This window comes from Streptomyces sp. P13-3-3 (assembly GCF_050571355.1).
GTDB lineage: Bacteria > Actinomycetota > Actinomycetes > Streptomycetales > Streptomycetaceae > Streptomyces > Streptomyces althioticus.
The window spans coordinates 383,948-396,497 of sequence record NZ_CP192228.1 but is presented as its reverse complement, the minus strand read 5'-3'; the positions used below and the strand labels follow the sequence as shown (position 1 = coordinate 396,497).

Annotated in this window: 16 protein-coding genes; 6 read left to right on the top strand and 10 right to left on the bottom strand. The window is 72.6% G+C overall.

Annotated elements, in window-relative coordinates; genetic code table 11:
- Nucleotides 1-135 precede the first annotated feature (135 nt).
- On the top strand, nucleotides 136-291 hold the full coding sequence (locus ACQZOG_RS01910; protein WP_006133908.1) for a hypothetical protein: 156 nt from the start codon (nucleotides 136-138) through the stop codon (nucleotides 289-291).
- A 65-nt stretch (nucleotides 292-356) separates the two neighbouring features.
- On the opposite strand, the gene ACQZOG_RS01905 is transcribed toward ACQZOG_RS01910, so the two are convergent.
- Complete coding sequence (locus ACQZOG_RS01905) at nucleotides 357-1,676, bottom strand: MDR family MFS transporter (protein ID WP_033276089.1); 1,320 nt, start codon at nucleotides 1,674-1,676, stop codon at nucleotides 357-359.
- A gap of 177 nt (nucleotides 1,677-1,853) precedes the next feature.
- On the opposite strand from ACQZOG_RS01905, the gene ACQZOG_RS01900 reads away from it, so the two are divergent.
- Nucleotides 1,854-2,615 carry a phosphoglyceromutase gene (locus ACQZOG_RS01900; protein ID WP_033276088.1) on the top strand — a complete coding sequence of 254 codons (762 nt, stop codon included), beginning with the start codon at nucleotides 1,854-1,856 and terminating at the stop codon, nucleotides 2,613-2,615.
- Between the two features lie 69 nt (nucleotides 2,616-2,684).
- Here the strand turns inward: ACQZOG_RS01900 and ACQZOG_RS01895 are convergent, their stop codons facing one another.
- Nucleotides 2,685-3,143, bottom strand: a complete 459-nt coding sequence (locus tag ACQZOG_RS01895) for an SRPBCC family protein (RefSeq protein WP_193454932.1) — start codon at nucleotides 3,141-3,143, stop codon at nucleotides 2,685-2,687.
- Between the two features lie 150 nt (nucleotides 3,144-3,293).
- On the opposite strand from ACQZOG_RS01895, the gene ACQZOG_RS01890 reads away from it, so the two are divergent.
- Both ACQZOG_RS01890 and ACQZOG_RS01885 read left to right on the top strand, forming a co-directional pair.
- Nucleotides 3,294-3,956, top strand: coding sequence for a Type 1 glutamine amidotransferase-like domain-containing protein (locus tag ACQZOG_RS01890; protein ID WP_430741219.1), 663 nt, complete (start codon nucleotides 3,294-3,296; stop codon nucleotides 3,954-3,956).
- A 20-nt stretch (nucleotides 3,957-3,976) separates the two neighbouring features.
- Nucleotides 3,977-4,414, top strand: a complete 438-nt coding sequence (locus ACQZOG_RS01885) for an RDD family protein (RefSeq protein ID WP_193454930.1) — start codon at nucleotides 3,977-3,979, stop codon at nucleotides 4,412-4,414.
- A gap of 37 nt (nucleotides 4,415-4,451) precedes the next feature.
- Here ACQZOG_RS01885 and ACQZOG_RS01880 read toward each other — a convergent pair whose 3' ends face one another.
- The 5 genes from ACQZOG_RS01880 to ACQZOG_RS01860 form a co-directional block, all read right to left on the bottom strand.
- Entirely contained in the window at nucleotides 4,452-4,658 is a 207-nt protein-coding gene (locus ACQZOG_RS01880; protein WP_058916555.1) for a hypothetical protein, read from the bottom strand.
- 292 nt (nucleotides 4,659-4,950) lie between these two features.
- Entirely contained in the window at nucleotides 4,951-5,220 is a 270-nt protein-coding gene (locus ACQZOG_RS01875; RefSeq protein ID WP_033276079.1) for a type II toxin-antitoxin system Phd/YefM family antitoxin, read from the bottom strand.
- 56 nt (nucleotides 5,221-5,276) lie between these two features.
- Nucleotides 5,277-6,275 carry a type I glyceraldehyde-3-phosphate dehydrogenase gene (gene gap, locus ACQZOG_RS01870; RefSeq protein ID WP_193467612.1) on the bottom strand — a complete coding sequence of 333 codons (999 nt, stop codon included), beginning with the start codon at nucleotides 6,273-6,275 and terminating at the stop codon, nucleotides 5,277-5,279.
- 109 nt (nucleotides 6,276-6,384) lie between these two features.
- Entirely contained in the window at nucleotides 6,385-7,341 is a 957-nt protein-coding gene (locus ACQZOG_RS01865) for a GlxA family transcriptional regulator (RefSeq protein ID WP_058916553.1), read from the bottom strand.
- Between the two features lie 36 nt (nucleotides 7,342-7,377).
- Nucleotides 7,378-7,800, bottom strand: coding sequence for a DUF2000 domain-containing protein (locus tag ACQZOG_RS01860; RefSeq protein ID WP_033276076.1), 423 nt, complete (start codon nucleotides 7,798-7,800; stop codon nucleotides 7,378-7,380).
- Between the two features lie 49 nt (nucleotides 7,801-7,849).
- On the opposite strand from ACQZOG_RS01860, the gene ACQZOG_RS01855 reads away from it, so the two are divergent.
- Complete coding sequence (locus tag ACQZOG_RS01855) at nucleotides 7,850-8,665, top strand: AraC family transcriptional regulator (RefSeq protein ID WP_430741218.1); 816 nt, start codon at nucleotides 7,850-7,852, stop codon at nucleotides 8,663-8,665.
- A gap of 51 nt (nucleotides 8,666-8,716) precedes the next feature.
- Here ACQZOG_RS01855 and ACQZOG_RS01850 read toward each other — a convergent pair whose 3' ends face one another.
- From ACQZOG_RS01850 to mshA, 3 genes are all read right to left on the bottom strand, one after another.
- Nucleotides 8,717-9,523 carry a hypothetical protein gene (locus tag ACQZOG_RS01850; protein WP_430741217.1) on the bottom strand — a complete coding sequence of 269 codons (807 nt, stop codon included), beginning with the start codon at nucleotides 9,521-9,523 and terminating at the stop codon, nucleotides 8,717-8,719.
- Between the two features lie 118 nt (nucleotides 9,524-9,641).
- Complete coding sequence (locus tag ACQZOG_RS01845) at nucleotides 9,642-10,154, bottom strand: YbjN domain-containing protein (protein ID WP_033276073.1); 513 nt, start codon at nucleotides 10,152-10,154, stop codon at nucleotides 9,642-9,644.
- Nucleotides 10,147-11,484 carry a D-inositol-3-phosphate glycosyltransferase gene (mshA, locus tag ACQZOG_RS01840; protein WP_033276072.1) on the bottom strand — a complete coding sequence of 446 codons (1,338 nt, stop codon included), beginning with the start codon at nucleotides 11,482-11,484 and terminating at the stop codon, nucleotides 10,147-10,149. Before mshA ends, ACQZOG_RS01845 begins: the two co-directional genes overlap by 8 nt.
- Before the next feature lie 220 nt (nucleotides 11,485-11,704).
- On the opposite strand from mshA, the gene ACQZOG_RS01835 reads away from it, so the two are divergent.
- The gene (locus tag ACQZOG_RS01835) at nucleotides 11,705-12,526 is read left to right on the top strand and encodes a class I SAM-dependent methyltransferase (RefSeq protein ID WP_261675231.1); all 822 of its coding nucleotides are present in this window, start codon (nucleotides 11,705-11,707) and stop codon (nucleotides 12,524-12,526) included.
- The last annotated feature ends 24 nt before the right edge of the window (nucleotides 12,527-12,550 follow it).

The window sequence follows — 12,550 nt, the reverse complement described above, 5'->3', positions numbered from 1 at the left end:
CTTGGTACGGCGTGCGGGTGTCGATCGGGGGCGCGGGTGAGCTTCCGCCGCCCCCGATGCGCCGTTGATGCGCCCGGCCGGGCGGGCGTGCAATGGGGAGCAGGTGTGCGCAGGCCCCAGCCCGAGGAGGGACCCATGGCCGAATCCCCCGGCACGACGCCCGACCCCACGCAGGAGCGCGAGACGGAGCAACCCGCCGAGGTCAGGAACCTCACCCTGATCGCCGCCTGCGGCTGCGGTTCGGGGTGCGGCTGCGGGTGCCAGTCGGGCAGCCCGTGCCAGTGCGGATGAGATGACGGACGTACGTGGGCCCCGCCCACCGGTGACGGCGGGCGGGGCCTGCGGCGTGCGGGCGGCTAGACGGTCTGCTCGGCGGGCTGTGCGGACTGGGGGGCCTGGGGAGACTGGCGGGCCTGGGGAGACTGGGGCGACGGCTTCACGGGCTCGGTGCCGGTACCGGTGCCCGAGTCCTCCGGAAGCCGGCGCATGAGCAGCCCGTACCCGAGGGCGGCGACCGTGCCGACGACGGCGCAGGTCCCCCACAGCCAGGCGGCGCCCCAACGGTCGATGACGAAGCCGGACAGCAGCGGGGCGACGAGGGCGGCGACCGCCCAGGACGAGGTGTAGACGCCCTGGTAGCGCCCGCGGCCGTGCACCGGGGAGAGCCGTACGACCAGCCCGGTCTGGACGGGCGCGTTGACGATCTCGGCGAGCGTCCACACGCAGACGGTGAGGGCGAAGACGCCGACCGACCCGGCGAAGGCGGTGAGCCCGAAGCCGTATCCGGCGAGCAGCGAGGACACGACGAGCATCCGGCGCGGGTCGCGGTGTTCGATCAGGCGGGTCACGGGCAGCTGGAGCACGACGATCAGGACGCCGTTGACGGCGATGGCCATGCCGAAGTCGGCGGGCGTGAAGCCGGCCTCGCCCATGGCGACCGGGAGGCCCAGGTAGCCCTGCTGGAAGACGACGGCGACGAGGAAGGACAGCCCGACGACGCCCATGAACCGGCCGTCGCGCAGCACGGTCCCGAGGGAGACGGAGTCCTCCTCCGCCGCGCCCGGCTCGGCGGTCCGCCGCTCGGGGCGGGACTCGGGTAGCTTCACGAAGACGAGCACCGCGCAGAGGAGGGTCATCGCGGCCTCGATGAGGAAGCCGGCGAGGTAGCTGACCTCGGCGATGAAGCCGGCGCCCACGGAGGAGATCGCGAAACCGAGGTTGATCGCCCAGTAGTTGAGGGAGAAGGCCCGGATACGGTCCTCCGGCCGCACGATGTCCGCCATCATCGCCTGCACGGCGGGCCGGGAGGCGCTGGACGCCATGCCGACGAGGAAGGCGACGGCCGCGATGGCGACGGGGTCGTGGACGAAGCCGAGCAGGGCGACGGACAGCGCGGTCGCGGTCTGGGCGACGAGCAGGGTGGGCCGCCGCCCGAGCCGGTCGGTCATGACGCCGGCGCCGAGAGAGGAGATCACCCCGCCGAGCCCGTGCAGCGCGACGACGAGACCGGCGTAGGAGGCGGAGTAGCCGCGGTCGAGGGTGAGGTAGAGCGCCATGAAGGTGGCGACGAAGGCGCCGAGCCGGTTGACCAGGGTGCTGGCCCACAGCCACCAGAAGGCGCGGGGAAGCCCTGAGACGGACTCGCTCAGGGCACGTCTGACTCCGGTGACTGACATGGGTGGCTCCCCCTGGCGTCCGGGCGCGGCCCGGGATGACGTGTAAGTGGCTGAAGCAGCCATCACAACTTACGAAAGCGGGCAGGGCGGCGGCCACTCGATTAACAGATACCGTCAACCGTCCGCCAGGCGGGCAGGGCGCGCGGGCCCCGCGGGGCGTCGATTACGCTCGGGCACATGGCCGACGCACCGTACAAGCTGATCCTCCTCCGCCACGGCGAGAGCGAGTGGAACGAGAAGAACCTGTTCACCGGCTGGGTGGACGTCAACCTCACCGCGAAGGGCGAGAAGGAGGCGACGCGCGGCGGCGAGCTGCTCAAGGAAGCCGGCCTGCTGCCCGACGTGCTCCACACCTCGCTCCAGAAGCGCGCGATCCGCACGGCCCAGCTCGCGCTGGAGGCCGCGGACCGCCTGTGGATCCCGGTCAGCCGCAGCTGGCGCCTGAACGAGCGTCACTACGGGGCCCTCCAGGGCAAGGACAAGGCGCAGACGCTCGCGGAGTTCGGCGAGGAGCAGTTCATGCTGTGGCGCCGCTCCTACGACACCCCGCCGCCGGCGCTGGACCGCGACGCCGAGTACTCCCAGTTCTCCGACCCGCGCTACGCGACCCTCCCGCCGGAGCTGCGTCCGCAGACGGAGTGCCTGAAGGACGTCGTCGTCCGCATGCTGCCGTACTGGTTCGACTCGGTCGTCCCGGACCTCCTGTCCGGCCGCACGGTCCTGATCGCCGCCCACGGCAACAGCCTCCGCGCGCTGGTCAAGCACCTGGACGGCATCTCGGACGCCGACATCGCGGGCCTCAACATCCCGACGGGCATCCCCCTGTACTACGAACTCGACGCCGACTTCAAGCCGGTCACCCCGGGCGGCACGTACCTCGACCCTGAGGCGGCCGCGGCGGCGATCGAGGCTGTGAAGAACCAGGGCAAGAAGAAGTAAGCGCCCACGAGTGAGCCCCCTTCCTTGCGGGAGGGGGCTCTTCTCATGCCCTGGGCCGTCTTCGGGCCGTCAGGCAGGGCGGGTCAGGCGGTCCGTCAGGACGCGGGCCCGGGCCTGCTGGACCGCTCTTGCCTGGGAGGCGGCGAAGCGCAGCAGGCCCAGGGGCGTCCGCAGGTGCAGGGTGTCGGTGACGGCGCTGCCGGTCCCGTGGCGGTCGATGACGAAGCGGTAGCTCATGCGGACACGAGCGGGGCTACGGACCTCCCCGAAGACCTCGGCGGAGTCCGGGAGGCCGTCCGGGACGGCGACGAGCGTGGCGTCGATGAGGTTGTCGTGCCGCAGGACACCCAGGAGACGGAAACGCTCCACGGCCGTGTAGGTCACGGTGCCGCCGTCGCGCCGCACGTCACGGACGGCGACGACGAGCGGCGACAGGCCGACGTAGTGCGACGGTTCGGCCAGGTGCGCGAAGACCTCCTCCGGCGGCGCGGCGATCTCGAACGAGTGCTTCAGCTCGGTGGACGGCACCTCGGCCCCTCCTCGACACGGCACGCCGGCACGGCGATCCTGCCATCGCCACTGGCAAGCGGCAGCAACACTCTCTCGGAACCGCGATGAGTTCCGGCACGGTCCGGAGTCCTCAGGTGCGTCCATCTTCCGCGCGTACCTGGAGGCACCTTGAAGCTCCTGCTCACGTCGGGCGGCGTCACGAACCCGAGCATCCGGTCGGCGCTCGTGCAGCTCCTCGGCAAGCCGATCGACGAGTGCCGCGCCCTCTGCATCCCGACGGCACAGTGGGGTCACCCGATGTGCGGTCCGGCATCCGTGCGGGGCCTCGCGGCCGCGGAGCCGTTGGGGCAGCACCTGACTGGCCTGGGATGGGGGACGCTCGGCATCCTCGAACTCACCGCCCTGCCGACCATCGGCACGGACCGCTGGATCCCCTGGGTCCGGGACGCCGACGTACTCCTGGTCGACGGCGGCGACGCGACCTACCTGTGTCACTGGATGCGGGAATCCGGGCTGGCGGACCTGCTGCCGTCCATGCAGGACATGGTCTGGGTGGGTGTGAGCGCCGGAAGCATGGTGATGACACCTCGTATCGGCACGTACTTCGTCGAGTGGCCCTCCGCCCCGGACGACCGCACCCTGGGAGTCGTCGACTTCTCGATCTTCCCGCACCTGGACGCGTTCCCGGAGAACACCATGGCCGACGCGGAACGCTGGGCCGCGGGCCTCGGCGTCCCGTCCTACGCCATCGACGAGCAGACGGCCGTCAAGGTCGTCGACGGCACGGTCGAGGTGATCTCCGAAGGACGGTGGAGGGAGTTCGGGGCGTAGCGGCACATACGCTGAGCCGCATGATCGAGGGTCCCGCACACATCGCTCCTCCGGAAGCCGCAGCGTCCGAGGGGCGTCGTCTGTGCGCCGTGCTGGTCGACGGAGTGTTCGGCCTGCTGGCCGGACTCGTGATCGCAGTCGCGGCAAGCGTGTCCCCGGGCTCGCCCACACCATGGATGGCCGGCCTGGGCGGTGCCCTCGCCGCGTCCTTGGTCAACCACGTCCTCGTGACCTGGGCCACGCAGCGGAGCCTGTGCAAGCTGGCCGCCGGCCTGCGGGTGGTGCGGGACACCGACGGCGGACGGCCTCAACTGCCCGCACTGGCACGCCGTTGGATCTACGGTCTGGGCTGGATGCTGTTCGCCGTACCCCTCCACGTGGCCTCGGACAGCAACGTCCGGCAGCAGGATGCGTGCGGGCTGCGCATCGTGCGCCGTAATCCCGGCAGGGAGGTCTGACGGGCGCCCGCCCGTTCACGTACCGCAACCTTCCAGGTCAGACGCGCGTGCGCCGGGCCCGAAGGTGGCGGGCGCCCAGGGTCGTCAGGGCGGCGAGGGTGACCAGGCCGGTGGCCAGGTTCACGACGAGGGGCGCCTGGGCGACGGACGAGACGAGGTTCGCCACGCCGCTCACGGCCACGAGGGCCCACAGGGCCGTGTGGGTCGCGGAGTTGTCGGACGCCTTGGGGTGGGTGGTCGTCATGGTGTCTGCTCCTGGCGGGGGTTCGGGTGTCGGTTCCGTGGTGTCCACGCTAGGAAGCAGAACGTTCACCGTCGCGCCGGGAGGCACCCGTTTCCGCGGTACAGCAGGCTGTACCGTCCGGCGCCTCAACGCTCGTGCGGCGGGTCCTCGGCAGGGCGATCGAGGCGATCATCAGCTCGGCGATCCGACGGCGCGGCTCGCGGACCGTGCTGATCACCGCCGCGCAGATGCAGCCGGTAGAGGCGGGGGCCGAGGCACCGAGGGAGATGGGGTCACCTCGTACGTCGTGCGCTCAGCGGGCATACGGGTCGTCCACGCAGGTGTCCGCCGTGGCGTCCTGGTCGGTGCGGAAGGTGTCGGTGTCGCTGTCCGAAGCCGCCTTGGACATCGCGGCGAACTCCCGGCGGGAGACGAAGCGAGGACGCCTGCGCAGCGGAACGAGCCGCCCGACCGGATGACCGTCGCGGGTGACCGTGAAGGACTGACCGCCTTCCACGGCATCCATGATCTCCCGGGACCGGTTCCGCAGGTCCCGCTGCGTGATGTCCGGCTGGGCGCGCATACGGCGACGGTGGCGAGGCGTGCCACCATGTGCCACGCCTCGCCACCGGCGGGTGCTCAACCCCGCGCCAGCAACTCCAGCGTGTCGATGACCCGGTTGGAGAAGCCCCACTCGTTGTCGTACCAGGCGACCACCTTGACGTGGCGGCCGTCGACGCGGGTGAGGGCCGAGTCGAAGATGGACGACGCCGGGTTGCCGGTGATGTCCGAGGAGACCAGCGGGTCCTCCGAGTACTCGAGGACGCCGGCCAGCGGGCCCTCCGCGGCCGTGCGGTACGCGGCCAGCACGTCCTCGCGCGTCACGTCACGGGAGACCGTCGTGTTCAGCTCGACGATCGACCCCACCGGCACCGGCACGCGGATCGAGTCGCCGGACAGCTTGCCGTCGAGGTTCGGCAGCACCAGGCCGATCGCCTTCGCGGCGCCGGTCGTGGTCGGCACGATGTTGACGCCGGCGGCACGGGCGCGGCGCGGGTCGCGGTGCGGGCCGTCCTGGAGGTTCTGCTCCTGCGTGTAGGCGTGCACGGTCGTCATGAACCCGTGCTCGATGCCGGCCAGGTCGTCGAGGACGGCCGCGAGCGGCGCGAGCGCGTTGGTGGTGCAGGACGCGTTGGAGACGATCGTGTGCAGCTCCGCGTCGTACGCGTCCGTGTTCACGCCGTACGCCAGCGTCACGTCCGCGCCGTCCGAGGGCGCGCTGACCAGTACCTTGCGCGCACCCGCGTCGAGGTGGGCGCGGGCGGCCTTGGCCGAGGTGAAGCGGCCGGTGGCCTCCAGGACGAGGTCGACGTCCAGCTCGGCCCAGGGCAGCTGCGCGGGTTCGCGCTCGGCCAGCACCTTGATCCGGCGGCCGTCCACGACGAGGGTGTCGCCGTCGACGCTCACCGGGCGTCCGAGGCGGCCGGAGGTGCTGTCGAAGGCAAGCAGCCGCGCGAGGGCGGCCGGCTGGGTCAGGTCGTTGACGGCGACGACCTCCAGGGCGGTGTCCCGCTCCAGCAGGGCTCGGAGCACGTTGCGTCCGATGCGGCCGAATCCGTTGATGGCGATGCGAGTCATGAGTGGTGTCCCTTCCTCTCGCTCTCCAGGCTCGCGCGCCGTGGGCACCGCGGACAGTGGCGGGATCGCCATGGTTCACAAGGATCCTGCCAGTGCGCGCGGACGCGCTTCACTCGCCGCGCGTGAACGTACGCCGGTACTCGCTCGGCGTCGTCCCGAGGATCCGCTGGAAGTGCAGCCGCAGATTCGCGCCGGTGCCGAGCCCGGTGTCGGCGGCGATCTGCTCGACGCTGCGCTGGGAGCGTTCCAGCAGCTCGCGGGCCAGGTCGACGCGGGCGCGCATCACCCACTGCATGGGCGTGTAGCCGGTCTCCTCCACGAACCGCCGGGAGAACGTCCGCGGCGACACCCCCGCCTGCCGCGCCAGCACCTCCAGGGTGAGCGGATCACCCAGCCGGTGCAGCGCCCACTCCCGCGTCGCCGCGAACCGCTCCCCCAGCGGCTCGGGCACGCTGCGCGGCACGTACTGGGCCTGGCCCCCGCTGCGGTACGGCGCCGCGACCAGGCGCCGGGCCGCGTGGTTGGACGCGGCCACCCCGAGATCGCCGCGCAGGATGTGCAGGCACAGGTCGATGCCGGAGGCGGCGCCCGCCGAGGTGAGCACGCTGCCCTCGTCGACGAACAGCACGTTCTCGTCGACCTTGATCCGCGGGTACCGGGCCATGAGGGCGCGTGTGTAGTGCCAGTGCGTGGTGGCGCGCCGCCCGTCCAGCAGGCCGGTGGCGGCCAGCGCGAACGCCCCCGTCGAGATCGCGGCGAGCCGCGCTCCCCGCTCGTGCGCGGCGACCAGCGCGTCCACGACGGCCGGCGGCGGATCCTCCCGGTCCGGGAAGCGGTAGCCGGGCACGAAGACGACGTCGGCCCACTCCAGTGCGTCGAGACCGTGCGAGACGGCGTACGCGAGACCGTCCCCGCCGGTCACCAGGCCCGGCGCGGCCCCGCACACCCGCACCTCGTACGGCATGCTCGCGCGGGTCGTGAAGACCTGCGCGGGGATCCCGACGTCGAGCGGCTTCGCGCCCTCGAGCACCAGGACGGCGACACGGTTGAGACGGGGTGCGGGCACGCAAAAAGCGTACGCGGCGCATCGCCGCGTCCCCCCTCACGGATGCATCCGCGCCCCCTTCAGCACCTTGTCCACCGCGTTGCGCGGGCCGTGCACCGCGAGACCCACCAGGTCCAGGTCCGACGTACCCACGGCCCGGACCGCCGCGCGGTTGGCGTCGTCGTGGCCGGTGGCGAAGAGGTCGGAGGTGAAGACCGCGCGCGGCAGGGCACGGGAGAGGGCGCGTTCGTGGGCCGCCCCCAGGACCTCCTTGGCGCCCTGGAAGACCAGCACCGGCTGGCGGAACATCGGCAGGTACGGCACGCCGTCCGCGTCCTCGTACGGCTGCCCGATCAGGTCGGGGAGCTGGGTGCCCAGGCCGCTGACCAGGAACGCGGTGACGTTGAGGCGCTGCCAGGGCTCCAGGTCCTCACGCAGCAGGACGGCGATCTTCGTGTCGAAACGGGTGCTCGTGCTCATGCCGTGAGACTGCCGCCCCGGGCCGTCCCGGGTCTTGTACGTTGTTTGCATGCCCTCCACGGCAGCTCCCACCCCGGCGACGGTCTCCGCCTGGCGGCCCTCCGTCCCTGGTGTCGTCGAGGTGTTCCACGCCCGCTTCACCGAGTACGCCTATCCGATGCACGTCCACGACGCCTGGACGCTGCTGATCGTCGACTCCGGTGCCGTGCGGTACGACCTGGACCGGCACGAGCACGGCACCCCGGACGACACCGTGACCCTGCTGCCGCCGCACGTCCCGCACAACGGCGAGCCGGCCACGGCCGAGGGCTTCCGCAAGCGGGTGCTGTACCTGGACTCCAGCCGGCTCGGCGACGATCTGATCGGGGCCGCCGTGGACCGCCCCGACCTTCGCGATCCGCTGCTGCGCCGGCGCGTCGGGCAGGTGCACTCCGCGCTGGTGCGGCCGGGGGACGAACTGGAGGCGGAGAGCCGGCTGACGCTGGTCGGGGAGCGGCTGCGGGACCATCTGGAGTCGCGTGAGCCGGCCGCGCCCCGCCGCCCCGACCCCGTACTGGCGCGGCGGCTGCGGGAGTTGCTCGACGCGCGGGTGCCCGACGGGCTCACCCTGGCGGAGGCGGGCGCCGAGCTGTCGGCCCATCCCGCCCATCTGGTACGGGCGTTCAGCACCGCGTACGGCATCCCGCCCCACCAGTACCTGATGTCCAGGCGGGTCGGGAGGGCGCGGCGGCTGCTGCTGGAGGGGTGGCCGCCGGGCGACGTCGCGGCCGCCGCCGGGTTCTACGACCAGGCCCACCTGACCCGGCACTTCCGCCGGCTGGTGGGGGTCACTCCGGGGCGGTACAGGAGCGCGGAACGCCCGTGAGAAAGCGCGCCGTCGAGGGTCCGCACGCGCGAACCCCCGACGGCGTGCGCGTCACCTCACGTCGACGTAGTCCGCGGCCGACGTCGCCCCGCCGGTCGTGGTCGTCTGGCCGAACATCCAGCGCCAGGAGCCGTCCGCGGTCGCCTTCACCGTGGTCCTCAGGGACCCGGCGGAGTTCGCCCGCACCGTCCTGACCGCCTTCCAGGTGGTGGTGCCCGCCTTGCGGAACTCGAGCCGGGCCGCCTTGCCTCCGTAGGCGGAGTAGGCGCGCTTCGCCCAGTCGGCGCGCGTCAGCTTGCCCGTGACGGTGAGCGTCCTGTTCTTGACCACCGGCTCGGGCGAGGCGTTGACCGTGGCCCGGGCGGCGCGCTTGACCTGGAGGGTGGCCGAGCTGTTCAGGTACTCGTGCCTGGTCTTGCCCTTCACGTCCAGGAGGGCGACGAACGCCAGCTTCCACGTCGTGGCGTCCGCGGCCGAGTCGAGGTTCTCGCGGGGCCGGATGCGCAGCCTGCCCTCGCAGTTCGCGGCGCGCGAGCCGTCCTCGTTGCACGTGATCATGTCGTGCAGGAAGACCTGGTTGCCCGGGCCCTCGAAGGCCTTGACCGCCGTCGTGCCGTGGTACATGAACGGCATGGCCGACGCGGTGCTGATGGTGTGCCCGGCGGGCCAGGTCACCCGGAAGCTGACCGTCGGGTACTTCGTCTCGGTGGTGCCCACCACGATGGGCTTGCCCTTGTTCACGACCGCCTTCGACACCTTGATGCCGGTGTCGGCGGCCTGGGCGGGCTGAGCGGTCAGCGCCCCGAGGGCGATCGTTCCGCCGAGCACCGCCGCCAGGGCGGATCTGCCAGTGCGCATGCACGTCCTCTTCATGCATGGGACCCCTGTGTCCGAGGTCCGGATCGCGGCAGGCTAACAGCCCGCTTCCGCACGCCAGTTCGGACCCCGTCGTCGTACGGTCACACGACGCGCGGAGTCAGCCCTCCGAAGGCCGCTGCAGCAGATGGGTGAAGGCGTCCAGGTTGCGGGTGGACTCGCCGCGCGAGACCCGCCAGGCGTACTCCTTGCGGATCGCGGAGGCGAAGCCCAGCTCCAGCAGGGTGTTGAAGCTGCCGTCGGCGGCCTCCAGGACCTGCCCGAGCAGCCGGTCGAGTTCCTCGGGGGTGATCGCGGGCAACGGCAGGCGGCCGGTGACGTAGATGTCGCCGAGCGGGTCGACGGCGTAACTCACGCCGAACAGCTTGAGGTTGCGCTCCAGGAGCCAGCGGTGGACGCCGGCCTCGTTCTCGTCGGGGTGGCGGATGACGAAGGCGTTGAGGGACAGGGTGTGCCGGCCGACGATCAGGGAGACCGTCGTGGACAGCTTGCGGGTGCCGGGGAGTTTCACCACGTAGGTCCCGGGGGCCGGGCTCTCCCATTCCAGCTCGGCGTCCTTCAGCACGCCCTCGACGATCTGTGCCGCCCGCTGCTCCGCTTCCGTGTCAGCCATGGTGGGAGCGTACGTGACGGCGGTGGGCGTGGGTCGCGGCCGTGTACACGTCGGCCGTGGCGGCGGCCGCGGTGTCCCAGCCGAAGGACTGGGCGTGCCGGGCGGCGGCCTCACCCATGCGCGCGGCGAGCTCCGGCCGGTCGGCGAGGTCGCGCAGGACGCGCGCGTACGCGGCCGGGTCGTGGCCCTCGATCAGGAAGCCGGTCTCCTCGTCGCGCACGGCGACCGGGAGGCCGCCGACCGCCGCGGCGAGCACCGGGGTGCCGGACGCCTGCGCCTCTATGGCGACCAGCCCGAACGACTCGCTGTACGACGGCATGACCAGCACGGACGCGGCGCGGAACCAGTCCGCGAGCTCCTCCTGCCCGACCGGCGGGTGGAAGTGGACGACGTCGGCGATGCCGAGCCGCGCGGCGAGCTTCTGCAGCCCTTCCGGCTTGGCGAGGCCGCTGCCGCTGGGGCCGCCGACGACGGGGACGCAGACGCGGGAGCGCAGCTCGGGCCGGTCGGCGAGCAGCTCGGCGACCGCGCGCAGCAGCACGTCGGGGGCCTTGAGGGGCTGGATGCGGCCGGCGAAGAGCGGGATCAGCGCGTCCTGGGGCAGACCCAGGCGGGCGCGGGCGGCGGCGCGGCCGTCGGCGGGGCGGAAGCGGCCGAGGTTCACCCCGGGGTGGACGACGGCGACCTTGGCGGGGTCGGCGGCGTAGTGGTGGACGAGCTCGCCGGCCTCCTCGGTGGTGTTGGCGATGAGCCGGTCCGCGGCGGCGACGATCTGGGTCTCGCCGATCACGCGGGCGGCGGGCTCGGGCGTGTCGCCGTCGGCGAGGTTGGCGTTCTTGACCTTGGCCATGGTGTGCATGGCGTGCACCAGGGGGACGCCCCAGCGCTGGGCGGCCAGCCAGCCCACGTGGCCGGAGAGCCAGTAGTGGGAGTGGACCAGGTCGTAGTGGCCGGGACGGTGTCCGGCCCAGGCCTGCATCACGCCGTGGGTGAAGGCGCACAGCTGGGCGGGCAGGTCCTCCTTGGCCAGTCCCTCGTAGGGGCCCGCGTCGACGTGCCGGACGAGGACGCCGGGCGCCAGCTCGACGACGGGCGGGAGGGCGGCCGTGGTGGCCCGGGTGAAGATCTCCACCTCGATGTTGATCGCGGCGAGCCGCTGGGCCAGCTCGACGATGTAGACGTTCATGCCGCCCGCGTCGCCGGTGCCCGGCTGGTGCAGCGGTGAGGTGTGCACGGAGAGCATCGCCACGCGGCGTGGCCTGCGGTGCAGCCGCAGCCGCGGCGGTACGGCGGGGGAGCGCCGCCCGAGCCTCGCGATGTACTGGCTCACGTGGCGTTCCTCCTCGCTGCGTGCACGTCTGGGAGAGGGCGTACGACCCTCGGCGACGTCAACGTCGGACGATTGCGTTCCCATTTCCGCGGGACGCCGTCGGTGGCGGTCTTTACCGAATCTTGGCCTGGACTAGCTCAACCGTTCGACTGTGGGGTGCGTGCCCGTGGCGGCGCACGCGCCGCGATCCGGGGACGGGTACCCCCGTACCCTCGTCCTCATGACACCGCGTCCCGCCTCCACCCCCGTGGGCACGGTGACGCGCGGCACCACCAACCCCAACCGGCTGCGCCGCATGGACCGCTGGATCGCGGCCGCGCACGGCGCCGAGCTGCGCCGCGCCGCCGACCCCCTCGCCGTCGACCTCGGCTACGGCGCGGCGCCCTGGACCGCGCTCGAACTGCTGCACCGGCTGCGCACGGCGGCGCCGCGCACCCGGGTGGCGGGTGTGGAGATCGACCCGGCCCGGGTCGCCTCGGCACGGCCGTACGAGCGGGAGGGGCTGGTGTTCCTGCGCGGCGGCTTCGAGATCCCGGTGCCGGGCAGCCCGGTGCTGGTCCGCGCGGCGAACGTGCTGCGCCAGTACGACGAGGGGGAGGTCGCCGGCGTGTGGCGGCGGCTGTGCGCGCGGCTCGCCCCGGCCGACCCGGCGACCGGCTCACGCGGCGGGCTGCTGGTCGAGGGCACCTGCGACGAGGTCGGACGCCGGCACGTGTGGGTCGCGCTCGGTCCCGAGGGCCCGCGCACGGTCACCTTCGCGACCCGGCTCGGCTCCCTGGAACGCCCCTCCGACCTGGCCGAGCGGCTCCCCAAGGCGCTCATCCACCGCAACGTCCCCGGCGAGCCGGTGCACGCCTTCCTGCGCGACTTCGACCGCGCCTGGGCCGCCGCCGCGCCCTACGCCTCGTACGGGGCGCGCCAGCGCTGGATCCGGACCGTGCGGGCCCTCACGGCCGACTGGCCGGTGACGGACGGCCCGGCGCGGTGGCGGCAGGGCGAAGTCACCGTGCGGTGGGAGGCGTTGGCGCCGCTCGGGTGGTGAGACCACCGGAGGCCCTACCTCCAC

What these genes read in the sequence shown, in the direction of transcription:
- ACQZOG_RS01885 (WP_193454930.1), top strand. Translation starts at nt 3,977, where the DNA reads ATGATCGAGGGTCCCGCACACATCGCTCCTCCGGAAGCCGCAGCGTCC.
- ACQZOG_RS01850 (WP_430741217.1), bottom strand. Translation starts at nt 9,523, where the DNA reads ATGCGCACTGGCAGATCCGCCCTGGCGGCGGTGCTCGGCGGAACGATC.
- ACQZOG_RS01835 (WP_261675231.1), top strand. Translation starts at nt 11,705, where the DNA reads ATGACACCGCGTCCCGCCTCCACCCCCGTGGGCACGGTGACGCGCGGC.
- ACQZOG_RS01905 (WP_033276089.1), bottom strand. Translation starts at nt 1,676, where the DNA reads ATGTCAGTCACCGGAGTCAGACGTGCCCTGAGCGAGTCCGTCTCAGGG.
- ACQZOG_RS01900 (WP_033276088.1), top strand. Translation starts at nt 1,854, where the DNA reads ATGGCCGACGCACCGTACAAGCTGATCCTCCTCCGCCACGGCGAGAGC.
- gap (WP_193467612.1), bottom strand. Translation starts at nt 6,275, where the DNA reads ATGACTCGCATCGCCATCAACGGATTCGGCCGCATCGGACGCAACGTG.
- ACQZOG_RS01875 (WP_033276079.1), bottom strand. Translation starts at nt 5,220, where the DNA reads ATGCGCGCCCAGCCGGACATCACGCAGCGGGACCTGCGGAACCGGTCC.
- ACQZOG_RS01845 (WP_033276073.1), bottom strand. Translation starts at nt 10,154, where the DNA reads ATGGCTGACACGGAAGCGGAGCAGCGGGCGGCACAGATCGTCGAGGGC.
- ACQZOG_RS01860 (WP_033276076.1), bottom strand. Translation starts at nt 7,800, where the DNA reads ATGAGCACGAGCACCCGTTTCGACACGAAGATCGCCGTCCTGCTGCGT.
- ACQZOG_RS01910 (WP_006133908.1), top strand. Translation starts at nt 136, where the DNA reads ATGGCCGAATCCCCCGGCACGACGCCCGACCCCACGCAGGAGCGCGAG.
- ACQZOG_RS01880 (WP_058916555.1), bottom strand. Translation starts at nt 4,658, where the DNA reads ATGACGACCACCCACCCCAAGGCGTCCGACAACTCCGCGACCCACACG.
- ACQZOG_RS01855 (WP_430741218.1), top strand. Translation starts at nt 7,850, where the DNA reads ATGCCCTCCACGGCAGCTCCCACCCCGGCGACGGTCTCCGCCTGGCGG.